This is a genomic window from Pseudoxanthomonas sp. 3HH-4, assembly GCF_006716465.1.
Taxonomy (GTDB): Bacteria; Pseudomonadota; Gammaproteobacteria; order Xanthomonadales; family Xanthomonadaceae; genus Pseudoxanthomonas_A.
In genome coordinates this window covers 1,420,250-1,441,237 of record NZ_VFPB01000001.1, presented here as the reverse complement: position 1 = coordinate 1,441,237, position 20,988 = coordinate 1,420,250, and the positions used below count along the sequence as shown (strand labels likewise).

Below are 20,988 nucleotides of genomic sequence, written 5' to 3'. Positions count from 1 at the left end.
GTATGGAAAGGGGCCTCGGCAGCCATGGCGCACCTGTGCGCTGCAGCAACAGACCCTGCCGCGGGCTTCAGACCAACTGCAGTTCGAACGCCTTGAGCACCGCCCGCGTGCGGTCGCGCACACCCAGCTTGGAGAGGATGTTGGAGACATGGTTCTTGATGGTCCCCTCGGCCACGCCCAGCGAGTTGGCGATCTCCTTGTTTGAGAAGCCGCTGGCCATCAGCCGGAGGATCTCGGTCTCGCGGTCCGTCAACGGGTCCGGGCGGTCCAGGCTGACGAACTCGTTGCGCATGTGCTCCAGGCCGGACAGCAGGCGCTGGGTGACGGCCGGCTGCACCAGCGAGCCGCCGCCGGCCACCGTGCGGATGGCGCCGACCAGCTGCTCCAGCGACACATCCTTCAGCAGGTAGCCCTTGGCGCCCGCCTTCAACCCGGCAAGGACGAGCTGGTCGTCGTCGAACGTGGTCAGGATGATGGTGGGGGGAAGCTGGCCCGTCCTGGCCAGTGCCTGCAGCGCCTCCAGGCCCGACATCACCGGCATGCGCATGTCCATCAGCACCACGTCGGGGTTGACCTGCGGGACCAGGTCGACGGCCTGCTTGCCGTCCGCGGCCTCGGCCACCACTTCGATGCCGTCGTCCAGCGCCAGCAGGGAACGGATGCCCTGGCGCACCAGGGTTTGGTCGTCGACCAGACAGACACGGATCACGGGGTTCCTCCGGAGCTGAGCTCGGGTGTGGGTTCGGGTTGGGGAAGTGGGCGGGGCGCGAGGCCGGGAATGGCCTCGTTGACGGGCAACGCGATGTGCAGGCAGAAGCCGCGCCCGGGCTGTGTCTCGATGCGCAGGTCGCCACCGTACTGGGAAAGGCGCTCGCGCATGCCGGTCAGACCGTTGCCGGCGATCACCTGCCCACTGCCGGCACCGTCGTCGCGGGCGTCGATCAGTATCCTGGCCCCATCGCGCCGACAATGCAGCCAAAGGTTGCGGGCGTCGGCGTGGCGCACGGCATTGGTGATGATCTCCTGGGTGCACCGCAGCAATACATGAGCGCGGTGCGGATCTTCGAGGGTCAGTGGCTCTTCGATGTCCATGTGGATGGCCAGTGAAGGGACCTTTTCGGCCAGCGGGACCAGCGCCGCCCCCAGGTCGATGGCGCCACTGTCGCGCAGCTGGCTGACCGCCTCGCGCACATCCGTCAACAGCAGGCGTGCCAGCGTGTGCGCCTGACGCACATGCTCCTGCGCCCGGCCCTCGGTCATGTGGCCGGCCACCTCCAGATTCAGGCTCAGCGCGGTCAGGTGGTGCCCGAGCAGGTCATGCAATTCGCGGGAAATGCGGGTGCGCTCATTCACGCGGGCGCTTTCCGCGAGCAGCACGCGGGTGGCACGCAGCTCCGCGTTGAGTCGACGCTGCTCTTCACGCGCCTGGGCCTGCTGGCGCGCCACGTAGGTGGTGATCAGCACGAAGGCCGAAAACCCCACGTAGAACATCGACTGGAACAGGGCCTCCCAGAAATTGAAGTCGTCGCGGGCCATGAACGACGGCACCAGCAGGACGTGCGCGGCCAGCAGCCAGGCCACCGCGAAGCGCAGTTCCAGCAGCCAGGGCAGCACGCCGGCCATGATCAGCAGCAGCACGGCGCCCAGCCCGGTCTGGGTGTAGAACCCCACCCCGATCGCGGTTGCCGTCAGCACCATGGCCAACGGCACGTTCCATGCCACCGGCACGCCATCCCGGTGGCCATCTAGCGCGCGCGTCGCCAGCCAGTACACGACGCCAAAGGTGAAGTAGCACAACGCGGTCAGCGGCAGGTTCACGCCCTGCTCGTCCGTTCCACTGGACGGAGGCAGCACCCACACATTCAGGATGATGGGGATCCCCACCAGGGCCCACGTGTAGAGCCCGGCGGCGCGCAGCAGGCGGGTATGGCTGAGTCGTCCCAACATCCGGGCATCTTAGGCGGAATCGTATGCGGCCATGTCCCAACTAAAGTCATGCCCGCGTTGGAACGGGGGAAGGCCGGGTTCATCCCCCGCTCACCCACCGCCTCGCCCGTCGCCGCGGCACCATGCGATAATCCCCGCTTGGCCGTGCGCCACCCTGCAAGACCCGTTCGGAGTCAGGTAATGTCGATTGTCATCCGCGACGTGCGTGAGCACGAGCTGGATTCCGTCCTAGCCCTCAACAACAATGCCGGACTGGCGATCCTGCCGCTGGATTCGGCCAAGGTCCGCCGCTTTTACGAACAGGCCGAGTACTTCCGCGTCGCAGAGCGCGACGGCAACCTCGCCGGTTTCCTGGTCGGCTTCGGCTCGGACGCCGGCCATGACAGCAGCAATTTCGCCTGGTTCCGCGAGCGCTACCCGCAGTTCTTCTATATCGACCGCATCGTGGTGGCCAGCCGCCGCCGCGGCGGCGGCGTGGGCCGTGCGTTCTACGCCGACGTGCAGAGCTTCGCCGAGCTGCGCTATCCACAGCTGGCCTGCGAAGTCTTCCTCGACCACGGTGCCGACCCGGCCCTGCTCTTCCACGGCAGCTTCGGTTTCCGCGAAGTGGGCCAGAACGTCATGGCCGAGGCTGACGTTCGCGCCAGCATGCTGATGAAGGAGCTCTGCAGCTACCCGTGGGTGCGCGACACGTACGGCGACGCCCTCCCCGATGTCCCGTGGGCCCGCACCCGCTTGCTGGCCGACGCCAGCGCGCAACGGCCGACGGGTACATGAGCGTGACGCGAGCCTCCATGGACTACGAACAGGCCGGCGAACTGAAGATCGGCCAGGTCGGCATCGCCAACCTCCGCATCCGCACCCTCGATGTCGACCAGTTGATCCGCGAGATGCGCGAGCGGGTGGAGCGCGCACCCAAGCTGTTCGGCCGTGCGGCCGTGATCGTCGACTTCGGCGGGCTGACCCGCCTGCCGGACGAAGCCACCGCGCGCGCATTGATCGACGGCCTGCGCGGCGCCGGCGTGCTCCCGGTCGCGCTGGCCTACGGCACGCGCGAAACCGAAACCCTCTCCGAACAGCTCGGCCTGCCCCTGCTGGCCAAGTTCCGCGCCCAATACGAACCTGTAGCAGGCGCTCCAGCCCCGGCCGCTCCCGCCGCCCGCTCGGCCGCGGTTGAGGCCGCTCCTGCCAGAGCGGCAGCGGCGCCCGCCGCTTCCAAGGCGGTGGACACCAAGCCCGGCCTGGTCCAGAAGACCCCCGTGCGTTCCGGTCAGCAGTTGTATGCCGAGAACCGCGACCTGACCGTGCTCAGCACCGTGGGTGCCGGTGCCGAAGTCATCTCCGACGGCTCCATCCACATCTACGGCGCGCTCCGCGGCCGCGCCCTCGCCGGCGCACGCGGCAATGCCGATGCGCGCATTTTCTGTCGCGAGTTCCATGCCGAACTGGTCGCCGTCGCCGGTCACTACAAAGTGATGGAGGAAGTACCCAAGGAACTGCGCGGCAAGGCCGTGCAGATCTGGCTGGACCAGGACCAACTCAAAATCGTCGCGCAGGAATGATGCGCGGCGTTACCCCGAATAGAAGAACGACCAAGGAGAACACCGTTGGCTGAAATCATCGTAGTCACGTCCGGCAAGGGCGGCGTGGGCAAGACCACCACCAGCGCCAGCATCGCCTGCGGCCTCGCGCGTCGCGGCAAGAAGGTCGCGGTCATCGACTTCGACGTCGGCCTGCGCAACCTCGACCTCATCATGGGCTGCGAACGCCGCGTCGTGTACGACTTCGTCAACGTCACCCAGGGCGAAGCCACCCTGAAGCAGGCCCTCATCAAGGACAAGCGCTTCGACACGCTGTACGTGCTGGCCGCCTCGCAGACCCGCGACAAGGATGCGCTGACCAAGGAAGGCGTGGAGAAGGTGCTGAAGGATCTGTCCGACGATGGCTTCGACTACGTCGTGTGCGACTCGCCGGCCGGCATCGAGAAGGGCGCGTTCCTGGCGATGTATTTCGCCGACCAGGCCATCGTGGTGGTCAACCCGGAAGTGTCCTCCGTGCGCGACTCCGACCGCATCCTCGGCCTGCTGGACTCCAAGACCCGCAAGGCCGAGAACGGCGAGACGCTGAAGGCCAACCTGCTGCTGACACGCTACAACCCGGCGCGCGTGGAAGGCGGCGAGATGCTCAGCATCAAGGACGTGGAAGACGTACTGGGCCTGAAGACCCTGGGCGTGATCCCGGAGTCCGGCGACGTGCTCAACGCCTCCAACAAGGGCGAACCGGTCATCCTCGACCTGGAGTCGCCGGCCGGCCAGGCCTACGACGACACCGTGGGCCGCCTGCTGGGCGAAGACCGCCCGATGCGCTTCATCACCCTTGAAAAGAAGGGTTTCTTCACCAAGTTGTTCGGAGGTTGAACATGGGCCTGTTCGATTTCCTCAAGGCGAAGAAGAACACCGCCGAAACCGCGAAGAACCGCCTGCAGATCATCATCGCGCAGGAACGCAATTCGCGTGGCGCTCCCGACTACCTGCCGCTGCTGCGCCGCGAGTTGCTGGAAGTCATCAAGAAGTACGTCAACGTCGACGTCGATGCGGTGAAGGTCGACCTGATCAAGGACGGCGACCACGACGTGCTGGACATCTCGGTCGCGCTGCCGGAAGGCAATCCCTGACGCAGCCGACCTCGTAGAGCGGAGCTCGCTCCGCTCAAACGGCATCCGGTTGTTACCAAAAAGCAGCGGAGCAAGCTCCGCTCTACCCGTCCATGACGCCTGCCTCCGCTCCCGTCGCCATCGAAGCTGTTGACGTGCTGCGGGTACGCGACCTGCCGGTCGACGCCGCCGATAGACTGCTGTCGTCCTACGGGCTGCGGCTGCACCGCGTGGCCGATGATGCACCGATCCCCGGCAGCTTCTGGGGCGAGCCCGAGGCCGGCGTCATCGCCCACAACGTCTATGCGCGCGGCGACACGCCCGTGCATTCGATGCTGCACGAAGCCTGCCACCTGATCGTGCTTCCGCCCGAGCGGCGGGCGCAGGTGCATACCGATGCCACCGACTCGGTGATCGAGGAAGACGCCACCTGCTGCCTGCAGATCATCCTGGCCGACCAGTTGCCGGGCGTGGGGCGTGGACGGCTGATGGCCGACATGGATGCCTGGGGCTACACCTATAGGCTCGGATCGACACAAGCGTGGTTCGAGCAGGATGCCGAGGATGCCCGGGCGTTCCTGCGAGAACGTGGTCTGCCGCACCGCTGAGGCTGGGTGTCTATGTAGGAGCGACGTAAGTCGCGACCGTCCACCTTCCGGCGACGTGCAAGCCGATGCATCCGGCTACAGAGGGAGATGGGCGCCGACGCCTTGCGGTCGCGACTTACGTCGCTCCTACAGGGGAAATGGGCGCCGCACTTGCACCCCCTCCCCCACCCTCACTACCCTTCCGGTTCCTGCGCCCGCGCACCCTGAAGGACGTCCCGTGAAGCATCGCCACCTCCTGCTCGCCCTCGCCGTCGGCGCGAGCATCGCCACGCTCGCTGCCTGCAAGAAGGATGAGCCTGCCACCGAAACGGCCACGCCCGCTGCGCCGAAAGGCGAGACCGCCGACCAGTTCATCGCGCGGGTCAACGACGAACTCAAGAAGATGTACCCGGAACTGACCGCCGCGCAGTGGCTGTCCAGCACCTACATCAACGACGACAGCCAGCTGCTGGCCGCGAAAGGCAACGAGCGCTACCTGACCCAGCTCAACAGCTGGATCGAACAGGCGAAGAAATTCGAAGGCCAGAAGATGTCGCCCGAGACCGCGCGCGCCATTCAGCTGCTGAAGCTGGCCACCGCGATGCCTGCACCGAAGGACCCGGCCAAGCTGGCCGAGCTGACCCAGATCGCCACCAAGATGGAAGGCACCTACGGTGCCGGCACCTACTGCACCGGCGAAGGCGACGACAAGAAGTGCCGCCAGCTGGGCGAACTCGAGGATGTGCTGCGCAGCAGTCGCGACTATGACGCCCAGCTCGACGCCTGGCAGGGCTGGCACACCATCGCGCAGCCGATGCGCACCGATTACACGCGCTTCGTCGAACTGGTGAACGAGGGCTCGAAGGAAATGGGCTTCGCCGATGCCGGCGAGATGTGGCGCAGCGGGTACGACATGACGCCCGCCGAAATCGCCGCCGAGACCGACCGCCTGTGGGGCCAGGTCAAGCCGCTTTACGAGCAGCTGCACTGCTACACCCGCACCAAGCTGCAGGCCACCTACGGCGTGGAAAAGGGCCAGGTCAACGGCCTGCTGCCCGCGCACCTGATGGGCAACATGTGGCAGCAGGACTGGGGCAACCTCTGGGATGTGCTGGAACCCTACAAGGGCGCAGGCAGCCTGGACATCACCGGCGCACTGGAGAAGCAGTATCAGGCCGACTACCAGGCCGCGCTCGGCAAGGCCGGCCCTGGCCCGGGCACCGACAAGCTGTTCCAGGCCGAGCGTGAGGCGCAACTGCAGGTAGCCAAGCAGATGACAGAGCGCGCGCAGGAGTTCTACACCAGCCTCGGCATGCCCAAGCTGCCGGAGAGCTACTGGACCAAGACCCAGTTCATCAAGCCGATGGACCGCGACGTGGTCTGCCACGCCAGCGCGTGGGACATGAACATGAGCGGCGACGTGCGCACCAAGATGTGCATCAAGCCGAACGAGGAAGACTTCACCACCATCTACCACGAGCTGGGCCACGTCTATTACTACCTGGCCTACAACAAGCTGCCGCCGCTGTTCCAGACCGGCGCGCACGACGGCTTCCACGAAGCGATCGGCGACACCATGGTGCTGGCGATGACGCCGGACTACCTGAAGTCGATCGGCATGGTCGATGCGCCGCAGCAGAGCAACGAGGCGCTGATCAATGCTCAGATGCGCATGGCACTGGCGAAGGTGTCGTTCATGCCGTTCGGTCTGATGATCGACCGCTGGCGCTGGGGCGTGTTCGACGGCAGCATCAAGCCGACCGATTACAACAAGGCGTGGTGGGAACTGAAGGCGAAGTACCAGGGCGTTGCACCCGCCACCGCACGCGGCGAGGATTTCTTCGATCCGGGCGCGAAGTACCACGTGCCGGGCAACACGCCGTACACGCGCTACTTCCTTTCGCACGTGCTGCAGTTCCAGTTCTACAAAGGTCTGTGCGACGCGGCCGGCTACAAGGGTCCGCTGTACAACTGCAGCTTCTACGGCAACAAGGCGGCGGGCCAGAAGTTCTGGGCGATGCTGGAAAAGGGCGCAAGCCAGCCGTGGCAGTCCACGCTGAAGGAACTCACCGGCGGCGAAAAGATGGACGCCGGCGCGGTGCTGGAATACTTCGCCCCGCTGCAGGATTGGCTGAAGCAGCAGAACGAAGGGCAGACCTGCGGCTGGCAGGTGCCTGCGGCGGCAGCAACGCCGGCGCCCTCGACACCCGCGAAGTCGTAAGCTCCGGCAACGGGACGGGCCGGTGACGGCCCGTCTTTCCATTCAGAACACACGGCCATAAGGATGTCATTGATGAAAGCGCGCTACCCCCTCCTGCTGCTTGTCTTGCTGGCCTCGCCTCACTGCGCCGTCGCACAGACCAGTCCGCAGGTCGGCAGCGAAACCAGCCGCACGCCAACATTGGCGCCATCGCAATGGAAGCTCGGCGCCTTCCCGTCACGCAGCGTCACCCCACTGGACTACCGGGAACTACACATCAACCGGTTGCTCGACGTGCAACGGTACAACACGATCCAGCGTATCAAGGCCACCCAGATAGGCGTGGGCCGTGGGCTCGCGGGTGAAGGCGTCGACCGCACGACGCCGGTGCTGCGCTGGATTCCCCTGAAGACGGGCGGCGCGGTCGCACGCTTGCAGGTCACTTCGCCGGATGCCCTCGGCCTGCGCGTGGGACTGAAACTGCAGGGACTGCATCCGCATGTCGAACTGCGCTTCGGCGGCTCCGACGCACCTTCACAGGTGATTGCAGCAGTGAACGCATCCGAGGCACAGCGACTGGTGGATGCGCAAGGCATCTACTGGACACCCGGCACCGACGGCGCCACCCAGATCATCGAGATCTATCGTCCCGCACACGTCAAGGCATTGCAGGCACGCCTGCAGGCACCGAAGCTGTCGCACTTGCTGACCAACAGCCGCAACGATTTCAAGCTACTCAAGTCGCTGGGCGACGCTGGCAGCTGCAACATCGACGTGGTCTGCAAGGTTGCCGAGTACGGCCCTGCCTTCGTGCAGGCGAAGAACGCCGTGGCCCACATGACCTTCGTCGAGAGCGACGGCAAGGGCTATGTCTGCACCGGCACACTGCTCAACGACACCGTCCCCTCGACGCAGGTGCCCTACTTCTATACCGCGGCACATTGCATTTCCAGCCAGTCGGTAGCCAATACGCTCAACACCTATTGGGCATACGAGAACTCCACCTGTGGCGGCGCGGATGGCGCGAGGCGTAACCCGGTCGTCGGCGGCGCGGACCTGCTGTATGCGGACGAAGACCTGGACGCGCTGCTGTTGCGCCTGAAGAATCCTGCTCCCGCCAATGCCACGTTCGCAGGCTGGGATGCCAGCACCCTGGCCAGCAGCGCGGACGTCATCGCCATCCATCATCCCCAAGGCGACGCCAAGAAAGTATCCCGGGGCCAGCATGTCACCGATACCTACGCCGAGCTCTATACCGTGGCCTGGCTCGAAGGCACCACGGAAGGCGGCAGCAGCGGCTCGGGCCTGTTCACGCGCTACCGCGACAACAGCCTGCGCCTGCGGGGTGGCCTGCTGGGTGGCGATGCCCTGTGCTCCAACACCGGTTCCACCGGAAATGCCCTCAACCGCGACCACTACTCGCGGCTCGACCTGGTCTTTCCGCACATCAAACAGTGGATAGCCTCGGAGCCGGTACGCGAGAACAGCTCGCAGCCGCTGGTACGTTCTGCCGGCGCCGTCGCGCAGGGCCAGGGCTCACGCACCCTCACCCCAACGGAAACCATGACAAGGCCGACAGCGCGGCCCGCCATCGAACGTCCCCGCGTGATGACTCCCACGCGACACACGCTGCGCGAGCGCTGATCGCAGCGAGCAGGTGACGAAGAGGCCGGCGTATGCCGGCCTCTTCCTTTGCGGACCCTCACAGGCTTCATCGCCAGCACACATCGCGCACGCAGGCTGGATGCTAACCGACCGAAGAGCATCCACTGACATGCCGACCATCTTCACCCACGCCTTGATTCCCCTGGCCGCCGGCGTTGCCCTGGGGCGGACACGTCTTCCTCCGAAACTGGTCGTCGCCGGCATGGCAGCCGCGATGCTGCCGGATGCCGACGTGGCGATGTTCAAGCTGGGGATCGAATACGCTCATGATTTCGGCCATCGGGGCGCAAGCCACTCGCTCGCATTCGCCGTTTTCTGCGGAGTATTCACGGCGGGCTTCGCGCGATGGTTGAGGGTGCGCGCCGTCACCGCATTCCTGTTCATCGCCCTGTGCGTGGCCTCCCACCCGCTGCTGGACATGCTGACCGATGGTGGCCTGGGCGTCGCGCTGTTCTGGCCGTGGTCCGACGCACGCCACTTCGCTCCATGGCGGGTGATCGAAGTCTCGCCATTCGTGAATCGTTTCTTCAGCGCGCGTGGCGCCGAGGTGCTGGCCTCGGAACTGCGCTGGGTCTGGGTGCCGGTGGGCGTCACGGCGGGTCTGACAGTGTGGCTGCGCCGACCGCATGCGACCTTGTAGGAGCGACGTCAGTCGCGACCGCACGGCTGGAGGAGTCGAGTGCGACCAAGATAAGCACAGAGCGCGGCAGCAGAATCACCGCCGCCTCGTGACTCGTCGATGGCCAATCCCAGGCCGCGGTCGCGACTGACGTCGCTCCTACAGGGATACAACGCGCCTCAGTTCACGTCCGGCGCCGGATCCGGCTTGCCCGTCTTCATCTGTTCGGCGAGCTGCGCTTCGAACTGTTCCAGCGTCAGCCCCTGCGTGGCGGCTTCGATCACGGCGGTGTCGCGCAGTTCGTCGGAATACACCAGGCGCACCACGTTGCCCTGTGCTTCGTGCAGCACCGCCGCCTGCTTGATCATCGCCAGTACTTCGGCGGCGCTGTCGGAAGTGCCCGCGATCCGGCCGTCCATGCCCAGCACCCAGACGCCAGCCTGGCGCACGACGCCGGCCAGCAGCTCGCCTTCGGGATTGCGCAACTCGGCATGCGGCTCGATGGCGGGCGCATTCGCCCGTGCCTGGTTGTGCGCCTTGGTCGCCTTGCGCTTCTTCGCCTCGCGGCGCGCCTTGGACTGGATGGACATGGACGGTCTCGCAGGAAGTCAGAGTTGATCGGTGGGTTCGAGCGCAGCGGGCTCGCGCGGGCACGCGGGCAGGCGCCGGCTGGCGTTCGCTTCCCATTGCCACATCAGCCAGCCTGCCAGGACGAAGCCGGCCATGCCCAGCGCCAGGTGGAGGCCATGCTGGCTCAGCAGCGGCGAAAGCAGGCCGGCGATGATCGCGTTGATCACCAGGTTGCTGAAGGCCTGCAGCGACGACGCGGCGCCACGCTGGCGCGGATACATGTCCAGGATGGCCAAGGTCAGGATCGGGAACACCAGCGCCACGCCCAACGCCGCCAGCATCATGGGCAGCACCGCCCAGGGCACGCGGATGTCGTCGCCCGCCCACGCGTTGTAGGCCACGTTCGCCACCATCGCCACCGCCATGCACGCATAACCGATCTTCACCAGCCGTGCGCCCTCGACACGCCCCGCCGCACGCCCGGACAGGAACGCGCCCAGCACCATGCCGCCGATGGTCGGCAGGAACAGCCACGCGAACTGCTGCTCGTTCAGATGCAGCAGATCCATTACGAACGCCGGCGCAGAAGCGATGTACAGGAACAGGCCGCCGAAACTCAGTGAACCGGCCAGCGCCAGCCGCACGAAGCGCCGGTTGCGCACGATGCCCACGTAATCACGCAGCAGGCGCCGGGGCGAGACTTTCAGGCGCGCTTCCGCAGGATGCGTTTCCGGCAGCCAGCCAACCACCGCCACCAGCAACAGCAGCGAGAAGGCGGCGAGGAACCAGAAGATCATCGGCCACGCACTCCAGCCCAGGATCCAGCCGCCCACGATCGGCGCGATGGCCGGCGCGATGCCGAAGATCATGGAGACTTGGCTCATCAGCCGCTGCGCATCGTCGCCGTTGCGCGCGTCGCGGATCACCGCGCGCCCGACGATGAAGCCCACGCCCGCCGACAGGCCCTGCACGGCGCGAAAGAACAGCAAGGTGGCCATGTCGGTGGACAGTGCGCAGCCCACCGACGCCAGCAGGAACACGATCAGCCCCCCCAGGATCACCCGTTTGCGGCCGAACGTGTCCGACAACGGGCCATGCACCAGGCTCATCAGCGCATACGTCAGCAGGTACACGCTGATCGTCTGCTGCATGGCCACCTTGTCCGCGCCCAGGTGCACGCCCATGGCGGGGAACGCCGGGAAGATCGTATCGATGGAGAACGGACCGAACATCGCCAGCCCACCCAGCAGGAGGGCCAGGCGGCGGTTGGAGATGGCGCGGGGGGCCGTCATTGCGGGGAAAAACTCCAGGCGGGCGCGGCCGGCATGCATGAACAGGCGACGCGGGGCTGCACATGGTACGCCGAAACCGCCGGCGGCCCGCCGCGGCGGGCTATAATCCGCCGGCAAGACCAGGTGGGAGAAGCCCGTCGCCCGCGACGTGCTGCCGAAGGCGCAAACGCCCGTAATCGCTCAGGCCCGATACCACCGCTGCTGCAAACACTCTGGAGAGACCGGCCGCCCATGCGGCAGCGCCGGCGCCGAAGGGGCACGAAGCACGCGACTTCCTCGTCGGCGCGCTTCCAAACTCTCAGGCAAAAGGACAGAGGGGCACCCCACGTGCGGCTTCCGCACGCTGGCCCTATTGCCCTTCCGGATGCCTGCCATGTCGAACACCCCCTCCCTGCGCGAGCTGGAACACCACGGCGCGTTCCTCGAACGCCACATCGGCCCCAACGACGCCGAGATCGCGCACATGCTGCGCGTGGTCGGTCACGACTCGCTGGATGCGATGACCGACGCCATCGTGCCGGGCAGCATCAAGTCGGCGCAGCCGCTGGCCCTGCCCGCACCGATCAACGAGGAAGAGGCGCTGGCCAAGATTCGCGCCGTGGCGGACCGCAACCAGGTGTTCCGCAGCTTCATCGGCCAAGGCTATTACGGCACCCACACGCCCAAGGTCATCCTGCGCAACATCCTCGAGAACCCGGCCTGGTACACCGCCTACACGCCGTACCAGGCGGAGATCTCGCAGGGCCGCATGGAAGCGCTGATCAACTTCCAGACCATGGTCACCGATCTGACCGGCATGGAGATCGCCAGCGCCTCGCTGCTGGACGAAGCCACCGCCGCCGCCGAGGCGATGACGCTGGCCAAGCGCTCGGCCAAGTCGAAGTCCAACACCTTCCTGGTCGCCGGCGACACCCATCCGCAGACGCTGGAAGTGCTCGCCACGCGCGCCGAACCGCTGGGCATCACCGTCGACGTCGTCCGTTCCACCGACGCCTTCCACGAGAAGCTCGCCGCCGGCGACTACTTCGGTGTGCTGGTCCAGTACCCCGCCTCCAGCGGCTGGGTCGAGGAATGGTCGAAGGACGCCGACACCATCCATGCGAACCAGGCGCTGTTCGTCGTCGCCACCGACCTGCTTGCACTGACCTTGCTGAAGCCGCCGGGCGAGATGGGCGCCGACATCGTCATCGGCAACTCGCAGCGCTTCGGCGTGCCGTTCGGCTTCGGCGGTCCGCACGCAGCCTTCATGGCCTGCCGCGACGCCTACAAGCGCAGCATGCCCGGCCGTCTGATCGGCGTGTCGGTCGATGCCGAAGGCAAGCCCGCCTACCGCCTGACGCTGCAGACGCGCGAGCAGCACATCCGCCGCGAGAAGGCCACGTCCAACATCTGCACCGCACAGGTGCTGCTGGCGGTGATGGCCAGCATGTATGCCGTCTACCACGGCCCCGAGGGCCTGGCGCGCATCGCCGGTCGCGTCGCCCGCCTCACCGCCATCCTCGCCGAGGGCCTGCGTACGCTCGGCTACCCGACCGTGCATGCCAGCGCGTTCGACACCCTGTGCGTCGAACCGGGTGATGCGGGTGACGCCATCCTCGCCCGTGCCCGTGCCGCCCGCCTCAACCTGCGCGTGCGCGGCAACGGCTCACTGTGCATCTCGCTGGACGAAACCACCACCCGCGCCGACATCGACGCGCTGTGGGGCGTGTTCGCCGGCGAAGGCGCCGCACTGCCGTCGGTCGACGCGCTGGACGCCAGCGCGCCGTCGCTGATCCCGGCCGCCCTGCGCCGCACCAGCGACTTCCTGACCCACCCGGTGTTCAACACGCACCACAGCGAACACGAACTGCTGCGCTACATGCGCGCGCTTTCCGACAAGGACCTGGCGCTGGACCGCACCATGATCCCGCTGGGCAGCTGCACCATGAAGCTCAACGCCACCGCCGAGATGATCCCGGTGACGTGGCCGGAATTCGGCAACATCCATCCGCTGGCGCCGGCCGAACAGGCCGCCGGCTACACGCAGCTGATCGACGAACTGGAAGCGATGCTGGTGGAGTGCACCGGTTACGACGCGGTCAGCCTGCAGCCGAACTCCGGCGCACAGGGCGAATACGCCGGCCTGCTCGCCATCCGCGCCTACCATCGCGCGCGCGGTGAAGCACACCGCGACATCTGCCTGATCCCCGAGTCCGCGCACGGCACCAACCCGGCCAGCGCACAGATGTGCGGCATGACCGTGGTGGTCACCAAGTGCGATGCCAACGGCAACGTCGACGTGGAGGACATCCGCCGCGCCGCCGAGAAGTACAGCGACCGCCTGGCCGCGATCATGATCACCTACCCGTCCACGCATGGCGTGTTCGAGGAAGACGTGGTCGCCATCTGCGACATCGTCCACCAGCACGGCGGGCAGGTGTATACCGACGGCGCCAACATGAATGCCCTCGTCGGCGTCGCCAAGCCCGGCAAGTGGGGCTCGGACGTCTCGCACCTCAACCTGCACAAGACGTTCTGCATCCCACACGGCGGCGGCGGCCCCGGCGTCGGTCCGTGCGCGGTGAAGGCACACCTGGCGCCGTACCTGCCCAAGAAGCTGGGCGACGAAGGCGATGTCGGCATGGTCAGTGCGGCCAGCTTCGGCAGCGCCAGCATCCTGCCGATCAGCTGGATGTACATCACGCTGATGGGCGCGGCCGGCCTGCGCAAGGCCACCCAGGTTGCGTTGCTCAACGCCAACTACATCGCCAAGCGTCTGGAACCGCACTTCGAGACGCTCTACACCGGCCGCAACGGGCTGGTGGCGCACGAGTGCATCCTCGACCTGCGCCCGATCAAGGACGCCACCGGCATCAGCGCCGAGGACGTCGCCAAGCGCCTGATCGACTTCGGCTTCCATGCGCCCACGCTGAGCTTCCCGGTCGCCGGCACGCTGATGGTCGAGCCGACCGAGAGCGAATCGCAGCACGAACTGGACCGCTTCATCAACGCGATGATCGAGATCCGCGAGGAGATGCGTGCTGTCGAGGACGGCCGACTGGACCGCGAGGACAACCCGCTGAAGAACGCGCCGCACACCGCCACGATGGTGATGGCCAGCGAGTGGACCCACGCCTATCCGCGCGAACTGGCCGCGTTCCCGCTGGCCACGCTGAAGCTGCAGAAGTACTGGCCGCCGGTCGCCCGCGTGGACAACGTCTACGGCGACAAGAACGTCATGTGCGCGTGCATTCCTGTGGATGCGTACAAGGACGACGTGGAGGCGTAATCCGCCAGGGTTCCATCCACGAGAGAAGGCCCCGCAGTGCGGGGCCTTCTACTGTCCGGACCGGATCTTCCAGCTTGCGGGAGCGACGTCTGTCGCGATGCCTTTCAGCGATACCTCGGGCTCTCTTCGCACCTGACGTCGCTCCCACAGGGCAGAGGGACAGCACACCGCTGCCGACAGGCGGCGACGCCATGTGCGCGGCACGGTTAACATCGCCGCCATGACCGGCCTGACTGCGCTCGCCCTCGACGCCCTGATCTTCATCGGCCTCGCCTGGACGGCGTGGCGCTTGCTGGGGCGTTCCATTCCCATCGCCGTCATCCCCATCATCATCGGCTTGCTGCTGGCCGCCACCGGCGTGCTGCCTGCCAGCTGGGGCGTACCGTCGAAGATCGGCGACCAGATAGGCTTCATCGGCGTGCTGCTGCTTGCGTTCACCGCCGGCCTGGAAACGCGCCAGTCCGCGCACCTTCCCACCACCGCCGATGCCAAGCCACTGCCTCCCACGCAAGCGCTGCGCTTCGTCGCCAGCGCGGGAATGGCGCTGCTGCTTCCGTTCACGCTCGGCACGCTTGCAGCGCATGCCTACTTCACCGGTTTGCCGGGTTGGGACGCGCCGGAGGGCGGCGCCTGGATGGGGACGCTTGCGATCGGCCTGTGCATCGCCGTCAGCGCGCTACCGGTGTTGATCGGTATCGTGCGCGAACTCGGCCCACTGCACCGGCCGCTGACCCAGCTCGCGCTGCGCATCGCCGTGATCGACGACGCCGTACTGTGGATCGGCTTGGCACTGCTGTTGTTGGTGGCCGAAGGCGGTTCGCTGCTGGCCGGCGTCTCCGCCCTGCACCTGCTCGCGGTGGGAACGCTCGTCATGCTGGCCGCCACCGGCGCTCTGGCGCAGCGCATGCCCGGACAGCTGCCCCTTTGGCTGGTGTGGCTGTCATTACCGGTGTTCCTCGTGGCCGGCGCCTGGGCGAGTTCGCAGCTGGGCCTGCATGCGTTGCTCGGCGCCTACTTCGGTGGCGCGATGGTGCCGCCGGCATGGTCCAGGCGACTGCCGGTGGAACGCCTGGGCCAGTTCGCCCTGATCGGGCTGGCGCCGCTGTTCTTCGGCCACAGCGGCCTGAAGATCGATGGCGGGGTGCTGGGCTGGGCCTCGCTGCAGGCGTCGCTGGTGCTGCTCGTCCTGGCGGTCGTCGCCAAGCTGGTCGCGGTGCTGCTGTGTCCGCCGGCCCCCTCGCTGTCGCGCCGTGAAGCGCTGGCCGTGGGTGCGCTGCTGCAATGCAAGGGGCTGATGGAAATCGTCGCGGCCACCATCCTGCGTGACCATGGCCTGCTGTCCGAACACGCCTTCGCCGCACTGGTCACCCTGGCCGTGCTGTCGACCCTGCTGACCGGCCCATTCTTCCGCCTCCTCGTGCGACGCCGCGCGCAAGTCGATACCGGCGGACGGCAGACCGCATGAGGTGCGCCGTGCACGCCACGTCGTGGATCAGGCGTCCAGGGAGGGCCGCACCGTCTCTGCCAGCCACGCCATGAATGCCTGCACGCGCTGTGGCAGGTGGCGGCGGTGCGCGTACAGCAGCGTCACCGGCATCGGCTCCGCGGCGTACTGCGGCAGTACTTCCACCAGCAGTCCCTGCTCCAGCAGCGCGCGCAGGCCGGCGACCGGTGCCTGGATCAACCCCAGTCCGGCGATGCAGGCAGCTTCGTAGGCGTCGGAACTGTTCACCGTCAGCGCACCTTCCACCGGCACGCTGGCGTAGCGCGCGCCGTCCCAGTACTCCCAGCCATCGGGTTTGCCGCCGAACTGGCTGGCGTAGTGGATCAGCCGATGCGTGTGCAGCTCATCCGGCGACCGCGGCACCCCATGCCGTTGCAGGTAGTCCGGGCTGGCGCAGGTCACCACGCGCAGCTGGCCCAACGGCCGTGCGATCAGGCTGGTGTCGGCCAGCGTACCCACGCGCAGCACGCAGTCGAAGCCCTCGCGCACCACGTCCACGCGACGGTCGGTGCAGCTCAGTTCCAACGCCAGTTGCGGATGGTCCTGCAGGAACGCCGGCAGGTGCGGCAGCACGAAGTGCCGTGCGAAGCGCGCCGGCATGTCTACGCGCAACCGGCCGCGCAGCGCCTGCGGCGAACGCGCGAACAGATGCTGCACCTCGTCCATGTCCGCCAGCAGGTCCTGGCAGCGCTCGTAGAACGCCTGCCCGTCCTGGGTCAGCTGCACGCGCCGCGTGGTCCGGTGCAGCAGCTGCGTGCCCAGCCAGGCTTCCAGCTGCTGCACGGCGGTGGAGACGCTCGCCTTGGGCATGCCCAGGCTGTCGGCGGCGCGGGTGAAGCTGGCCATCTCCGCGACCCGGACGAAGGCCTGCATGGCGTCGAGACGATTCATGGCAGCCTTGGCGATTGTTCGTACTGGACGAATGATCCAATCATTCTATGCCGATTTATCCGTCGAATCTCACCCAATACAGTGCCTCTACGGTGAATCCACCGCATTCCCCGACTGGAGACCTGCCATGACCGCGACTGCTTCTTCCCCCTCCCCCCTCACCCTGATCTCCGGCGGCAGCCGCGGCCTGGGCCGCAACATGGCCCTGGCCGTGGCTCGCCAGGGTCACGATATCCTCATCACTTACCGCAGCCAGCAGGCCGAAGCGGCGGCGGTCGTCGCCGAGATCGAAGCCTTCGGTCAGCGCGCTGCAGCGCTGCCGCTGGACGTGGGCCAAAGCGACACGTTCGACGCTTTCGTTGACGCGGTGCGCGCCCAGCTCACCACTTGGGGTCACGATCGCTTCGATCACCTCGTCAACAACGCCGGCATGGGCGTGCACGCCGCTTTCACCGAGACCACGCGCGCGCAGTTCGATGCGCTGGTAGACGTGCACCTGAAGGGGCCGTTCTTCCTGACCCAGGCGCTGCTGCCGCTGCTCGCCGATGGCGGTCGCATCATCAACATCTCCTCGGGCCTGACCCGTTTCGCCCTGCCCGGCTACGCCGCGTATGCGGCGATGAAGGGCGCGGTGGAAGTGCTGACCCGCTACCAGGCCAAGGAACTGGGCGCGCGCGGCATCGCCGTCAACATCGTGGCGCCCGGCGCGATCGAAACCGACTTCGGCGGCGGCGCCGTGCGCGACAACGCGCAGCTCAATGCCTTCGTCGCCTCACAGACCGCACTGGGCCGCGTCGGCCTGCCGGACGACATCGGCGGCGTGGTCGCCTCGCTGCTGTCGCCGGCCAACCGCTGGGTGAATGCGCAGCGCATCGAGGCGTCGGGCGGGATGTTTCTGTAAGCCAGCGCGCACAATCGCCGTTCCCTCTCCCTGCGAAGCGGGGAGAGGGTGCCCGAAGGGCGGGTGAGGGGCGAACGGAGCCGAGGCAATCGACGTAACGCGGTGCCTCCACGTTCGGCGCTCGCCCCTCATCCGCCTTCGGCACCTTCTCCCCGCCACGCGGGGAGAAGGATGTTTCAGAACTCCACCTTGACCGACTGCGCACTGCGCTTGGCTTCGCCGTGGTAGACCGCTTCGATGTTGTTGCCATCCGGGTCGAGCACAAACGCGCCGTAGTAGCCGGGATGGTAGTCGCGCAGGCCCGGCGCGCCGTTGTCCTTGCCGCCGTGCGCGAGCGCGACCTCATGGAAACGGTCCACCATCGCGCGGTCCTGCGCCTGGAACGCGAGGTGGTGGCGACCGGTGAGCTCGCCGTGCGCGGCTTCGCTGTCCGCGGTGGAGACGAACAGTTCGTCCGCCCAGAAATACCCCGCGTCTTCGCCGCCCATCGGCACGCCCAGCACGTCGAACACCGCGCTGTAGAAGGCCTTGCTGGCCTGCAGGTCGCGCACGACCAGCTGGATGTGGTCGATCAGGCGGCCGCGATGCAGTTCGTTCGTTTCCATTGCGTCATCTCCAAGGGGAAAGGCGACAGTGATGCCACCGGATGCGGACAGCCAGTGTCCGCGACCGCGCGTCGGCCCGCCGTCAACGCCTCCTAACGCGGTCTCCACGCGGCCACGCCGATGATGAAGCGTGCCAAGGCCCTCCACCACGGAGTGCCCACGCCGTCCAGGAGCCCCCCATGGCAGCGCGCAAATCCCCCGCGAAATCCTCCCCTCGTCCCACCGCCGACAACGCGACGCGCGGCGCGGGCGGCGAACTCCACTTCAGCGCCGGCGGCAAGCATCCACCGCTGACCACCAACCAGGGCATCCCGGTCAGCGACAACCAGAACTCGCTGCGCGCGCACGACCGCGGACCGACGCTGCTGGAAGACTTCATCCTGCGCGAGAAGATCACCCACTTCGACCATGAGCGCATCCCCGAGCGCATCGTGCATGCGCGCGGTTCCGGCGCGCACGGCTACTTCGAGTTGACGAAGTCGCTGAAGAAGTACACCACCGCGTGCGTGTTGAACGAGACCGGCGTGCGTACGCCGGTGTTCTGCCGCTTCTCCACCGTCGCCGGCGGCGCGGGCTCGGTGGACACGCCGCGCGACGTGCGCGGCTTCGCGGTGAAGTTCTACACGCAGGAGGGCAACTGGGACTTGGTGGGCAACAACATCCCGGTGTTCTTCATCCAGGATGCGATGAAGTTCCCGGACCTGGTGCACTCGGTGAAGATGGAACCGGACCGTGCCTATCCGCAGGCCGGCAGCGCGCACGACACGTTCTGGGATTTCATCTCGCTGACGCCGGAAGCCTTCCACATGATCATGTGGGCGATGAGCGACCGCACGATTCCGCGCTCGCTGCGCATGATGGAAGGGTTCGGCGTGCACAGCTTCCGGCTGCTCGACGCCAAGGGCAACAGCACCTTCGTCAAGTTCCACTGGCGGCCGAAGCTCGGCATCCAGTCGACCGTGTGGGACGAAGCCGTGAAACTGCAGGCGGCCGACAACGACTTCCATCGTCGCGACCTGTTCGAGGCCATCCAGAAGGGCGACTTCCCGGAATGGGAGCTGGCCGTGCAACTGTTCACCGAAGAACAGGCCGATGCCTTCCCGTTCGATCATCTGGATCCCACCAAGCTGATCCCCGAAGAGCTCGTGCCGCTGACGGTGATCGGCCGCATGGTGCTGGACCGCTGGCCGGACAACTTCTTCGCCGAAACCGAACAGGTCGCCTACTGCCCCGCCAACATCGTGCCCGGCATCGACTTCAGCAACGATCCACTGCTGCAGGGCCGGCTGTTCTCGTACCTGGACACGCAGCTCTCGCGGCTCGGCGGGCCCAACTTCCACCAGATCCCGGTCAACGCGCCGAAGTGCCCGTTCGCCAACCTGCAACGTGACGGCCACATGCAGGTGCAGGTGCCGAAGGGCCGCGTGAACTACGAGCCCAGCAGCCTGCAGGGGGACACGCCACGCGAGACGCCCGCCGGCTTCCGCAGCCACGCGAGCATGGCCGACGGCCACAAGGGACGCGTGCGGCCGGAGAGCTTCGCCGATCACTACAGCCAGGCACGGCTGTTCTTCCGCAGCCAGACCGCACTCGAGCAGGCGCACATGGCGGGTGCGCTGGTGTTCGAACTGTCGAAAGTGGAAACCCTGCACGTGCGCGAGGCCATCGTCGGGCACCTGCGCCACATCGATGCGGACTTGGCCAAGCGCGTCGCCGATGGCCTGGGCCTGGAGGCGCTGCCGCCCGCACCGCCGACCACGGTGAAGCCCCAGGACATGCCGCCATCGCCCGCGCTGCAGATCATCGGCAAGATGAAGCCGACCCTGCAGGGCCGCTGCGTGGGCATCCTGGTCGACGATGGCTCGGATGCGGCAACGATCGCTGCCCTGCGCAAAGCGGCGGAAGCCGACGGCGCGCAGGTCAAAATCGTCGCGCCGAAGATCGGGGGCGCCAAGCTCGGCAACGGCAAGCGATTGCCGGCGGACGGACAGCTCGCCGGCACGCCATCGATGGTGTTCGATGCCGTGGCACTGGTGCTGTCCGAAGCCGCCGGCAAAGCTATGTCGACGGAGTCCGCCGCGGTCGACTGGGTGCGCGATGCGTTCGGTCACCTGAAGGCGATCGCCCATGACGATGGCGCGTCCGCCGTCATCAAGGCCGCCGGTATCGGCAAGGATGCGGGCGTGGTGAAGGCGTCGGAGACGGCAGCGTTCATCAAGTCCGCGCGTACCCGCCAGTACGCGCGCGAACCCAAGGTACGCACCCTGCCCTGATCGTTTGCCGTTC

Annotated in this window: 18 protein-coding genes and 1 riboswitch; of the genes, 12 read left to right on the top strand and 6 right to left on the bottom strand. The window is 66.9% G+C overall.

Going from position 1 to position 20,988, the window contains the following annotated elements; all coding sequences use genetic code 11:
* Positions 1 to 67: 67 nt before the first annotated feature.
* Together FB548_RS06540 and FB548_RS06535 are read right to left on the bottom strand one after the other, a co-directional pair.
* Complete coding sequence (locus tag FB548_RS06540) at positions 68 to 709, bottom strand: response regulator transcription factor (protein ID WP_142123895.1); 642 nt, start codon at positions 707 to 709, stop codon at positions 68 to 70.
* Positions 706 to 1,947: a sensor histidine kinase gene (locus FB548_RS06535; protein WP_142123894.1), complete on the bottom strand. Its 1,242-nt coding sequence runs from the start codon at positions 1,945 to 1,947 to the stop codon at positions 706 to 708. Before FB548_RS06535 ends, FB548_RS06540 begins: the two co-directional genes overlap by 4 nt.
* A gap of 180 nt (positions 1,948 to 2,127) precedes the next feature.
* Between FB548_RS06535 and FB548_RS06530 the strand changes: the two genes are divergently transcribed.
* The 8 genes from FB548_RS06530 to FB548_RS06495 all read left to right on the top strand — a co-directional run bounded on the left by FB548_RS06530 (position 2,128) and on the right by FB548_RS06495 (position 9,692).
* Positions 2,128 to 2,724: a GNAT family N-acetyltransferase gene (locus tag FB548_RS06530; RefSeq protein WP_142123893.1), complete on the top strand. Its 597-nt coding sequence runs from the start codon at positions 2,128 to 2,130 to the stop codon at positions 2,722 to 2,724.
* Positions 2,721 to 3,509 carry a septum site-determining protein MinC gene (gene minC, locus FB548_RS06525; protein WP_255470329.1) on the top strand — a complete coding sequence of 263 codons (789 nt, stop codon included), beginning with the start codon at positions 2,721 to 2,723 and terminating at the stop codon, positions 3,507 to 3,509. Before FB548_RS06530 ends, minC begins: the two co-directional genes overlap by 4 nt.
* A 45-nt stretch (positions 3,510 to 3,554) precedes the next feature.
* Positions 3,555 to 4,364 (top strand): septum site-determining protein MinD, encoded by an 810-nt coding sequence (gene minD, locus FB548_RS06520; protein WP_142123892.1) that lies wholly within the window; start codon positions 3,555 to 3,557, stop codon positions 4,362 to 4,364.
* A gap of 2 nt (positions 4,365 to 4,366) precedes the next feature.
* Positions 4,367 to 4,621 carry a cell division topological specificity factor MinE gene (gene minE / locus FB548_RS06515; protein ID WP_142123891.1) on the top strand — a complete coding sequence of 85 codons (255 nt, stop codon included), beginning with the start codon at positions 4,367 to 4,369 and terminating at the stop codon, positions 4,619 to 4,621.
* A gap of 92 nt (positions 4,622 to 4,713) precedes the next feature.
* Positions 4,714 to 5,208, top strand: a complete 495-nt coding sequence (locus FB548_RS06510; RefSeq protein ID WP_142123890.1) for a hypothetical protein — start codon at positions 4,714 to 4,716, stop codon at positions 5,206 to 5,208.
* Between the two features lie 217 nt (positions 5,209 to 5,425).
* Positions 5,426 to 7,408 (top strand): M2 family metallopeptidase, encoded by a 1,983-nt coding sequence (locus FB548_RS06505; protein ID WP_142123889.1) that lies wholly within the window; start codon positions 5,426 to 5,428, stop codon positions 7,406 to 7,408.
* Positions 7,409 to 7,480: 72 nt separating this feature from the next.
* Complete coding sequence (locus FB548_RS06500; RefSeq protein ID WP_185741995.1) at positions 7,481 to 9,031, top strand: trypsin-like peptidase domain-containing protein; 1,551 nt, start codon at positions 7,481 to 7,483, stop codon at positions 9,029 to 9,031.
* A gap of 130 nt (positions 9,032 to 9,161) precedes the next feature.
* Positions 9,162 to 9,692: a metal-dependent hydrolase gene (locus tag FB548_RS06495; RefSeq protein ID WP_142123887.1), complete on the top strand. Its 531-nt coding sequence runs from the start codon at positions 9,162 to 9,164 to the stop codon at positions 9,690 to 9,692.
* A 158-nt stretch (positions 9,693 to 9,850) separates the two neighbouring features.
* On the opposite strand, the gene FB548_RS06490 is transcribed toward FB548_RS06495, so the two are convergent.
* Positions 9,851 to 10,261, bottom strand: coding sequence for a hypothetical protein (locus FB548_RS06490; protein ID WP_142123886.1), 411 nt, complete (start codon positions 10,259 to 10,261; stop codon positions 9,851 to 9,853).
* A gap of 18 nt (positions 10,262 to 10,279) precedes the next feature.
* Entirely contained in the window at positions 10,280 to 11,533 is a 1,254-nt protein-coding gene (locus FB548_RS06485) for a multidrug effflux MFS transporter (RefSeq protein WP_142123885.1), read from the bottom strand.
* A gap of 202 nt (positions 11,534 to 11,735) precedes the next feature.
* A riboswitch (glycine riboswitch) is annotated at positions 11,736 to 11,857 on the top strand.
* A gap of 40 nt (positions 11,858 to 11,897) precedes the next feature.
* On the opposite strand from FB548_RS06485, the gene gcvP reads away from it, so the two are divergent.
* Together gcvP and FB548_RS06475 are read left to right on the top strand one after the other, a co-directional pair.
* Positions 11,898 to 14,801 carry an aminomethyl-transferring glycine dehydrogenase gene (gene gcvP / locus FB548_RS06480; protein WP_185741994.1) on the top strand — a complete coding sequence of 968 codons (2,904 nt, stop codon included), beginning with the start codon at positions 11,898 to 11,900 and terminating at the stop codon, positions 14,799 to 14,801.
* Between the two features lie 220 nt (positions 14,802 to 15,021).
* A complete protein-coding gene (locus FB548_RS06475; RefSeq protein ID WP_142123883.1) occupies positions 15,022 to 16,266 on the top strand; it encodes a cation:proton antiporter in 1,245 nt (414 codons plus the stop codon).
* A 27-nt stretch (positions 16,267 to 16,293) separates the two neighbouring features.
* On the opposite strand, the gene FB548_RS06470 is transcribed toward FB548_RS06475, so the two are convergent.
* Positions 16,294 to 17,196: a LysR family transcriptional regulator gene (locus FB548_RS06470; protein ID WP_142123882.1), complete on the bottom strand. Its 903-nt coding sequence runs from the start codon at positions 17,194 to 17,196 to the stop codon at positions 16,294 to 16,296.
* 127 nt (positions 17,197 to 17,323) lie between these two features.
* On the opposite strand from FB548_RS06470, the gene FB548_RS06465 reads away from it, so the two are divergent.
* Positions 17,324 to 18,097, top strand: a complete 774-nt coding sequence (locus FB548_RS06465; protein WP_142123881.1) for an SDR family oxidoreductase — start codon at positions 17,324 to 17,326, stop codon at positions 18,095 to 18,097.
* Positions 18,098 to 18,273: 176 nt separating this feature from the next.
* Here the strand turns inward: FB548_RS06465 and FB548_RS06460 are convergent, their stop codons facing one another.
* The gene (locus FB548_RS06460) at positions 18,274 to 18,702 is read right to left on the bottom strand and encodes a VOC family protein (RefSeq protein ID WP_142123880.1); all 429 of its coding nucleotides are present in this window, start codon (positions 18,700 to 18,702) and stop codon (positions 18,274 to 18,276) included.
* 179 nt (positions 18,703 to 18,881) lie between these two features.
* Between FB548_RS06460 and FB548_RS06455 the strand changes: the two genes are divergently transcribed.
* Positions 18,882 to 20,975 carry a catalase gene (locus FB548_RS06455; protein WP_142123879.1) on the top strand — a complete coding sequence of 698 codons (2,094 nt, stop codon included), beginning with the start codon at positions 18,882 to 18,884 and terminating at the stop codon, positions 20,973 to 20,975.
* Positions 20,976 to 20,988: the final 13 nt, after the last annotated feature.

Excerpts from the sequence above, each read along its gene's own strand:
- gcvP (WP_185741994.1), top strand. The coding sequence starts at position 11,898 with ATGCCTGCCATGTCGAACACCCCCTCCCTGCGCGAGCTGGAACACCAC.
- FB548_RS06460 (WP_142123880.1), bottom strand. The coding sequence starts at position 18,702 with ATGGAAACGAACGAACTGCATCGCGGCCGCCTGATCGACCACATCCAG.
- FB548_RS06490 (WP_142123886.1), bottom strand. The coding sequence starts at position 10,261 with ATGTCCATCCAGTCCAAGGCGCGCCGCGAGGCGAAGAAGCGCAAGGCG.
- FB548_RS06530 (WP_142123893.1), top strand. The coding sequence starts at position 2,128 with ATGTCGATTGTCATCCGCGACGTGCGTGAGCACGAGCTGGATTCCGTC.
- FB548_RS06535 (WP_142123894.1), bottom strand. The coding sequence starts at position 1,947 with ATGTTGGGACGACTCAGCCATACCCGCCTGCTGCGCGCCGCCGGGCTC.
- FB548_RS06455 (WP_142123879.1), top strand. The coding sequence starts at position 18,882 with ATGGCAGCGCGCAAATCCCCCGCGAAATCCTCCCCTCGTCCCACCGCC.
- FB548_RS06495 (WP_142123887.1), top strand. The coding sequence starts at position 9,162 with ATGCCGACCATCTTCACCCACGCCTTGATTCCCCTGGCCGCCGGCGTT.
- FB548_RS06475 (WP_142123883.1), top strand. The coding sequence starts at position 15,022 with ATGACCGGCCTGACTGCGCTCGCCCTCGACGCCCTGATCTTCATCGGC.
- FB548_RS06500 (WP_185741995.1), top strand. The coding sequence starts at position 7,481 with ATGAAAGCGCGCTACCCCCTCCTGCTGCTTGTCTTGCTGGCCTCGCCT.
- minC (WP_255470329.1), top strand. The coding sequence starts at position 2,721 with ATGAGCGTGACGCGAGCCTCCATGGACTACGAACAGGCCGGCGAACTG.
- FB548_RS06465 (WP_142123881.1), top strand. The coding sequence starts at position 17,324 with ATGACCGCGACTGCTTCTTCCCCCTCCCCCCTCACCCTGATCTCCGGC.
- FB548_RS06470 (WP_142123882.1), bottom strand. The coding sequence starts at position 17,196 with ATGAATCGTCTCGACGCCATGCAGGCCTTCGTCCGGGTCGCGGAGATG.
- FB548_RS06485 (WP_142123885.1), bottom strand. The coding sequence starts at position 11,533 with ATGACGGCCCCCCGCGCCATCTCCAACCGCCGCCTGGCCCTCCTGCTG.
- minE (WP_142123891.1), top strand. The coding sequence starts at position 4,367 with ATGGGCCTGTTCGATTTCCTCAAGGCGAAGAAGAACACCGCCGAAACC.
- FB548_RS06510 (WP_142123890.1), top strand. The coding sequence starts at position 4,714 with ATGACGCCTGCCTCCGCTCCCGTCGCCATCGAAGCTGTTGACGTGCTG.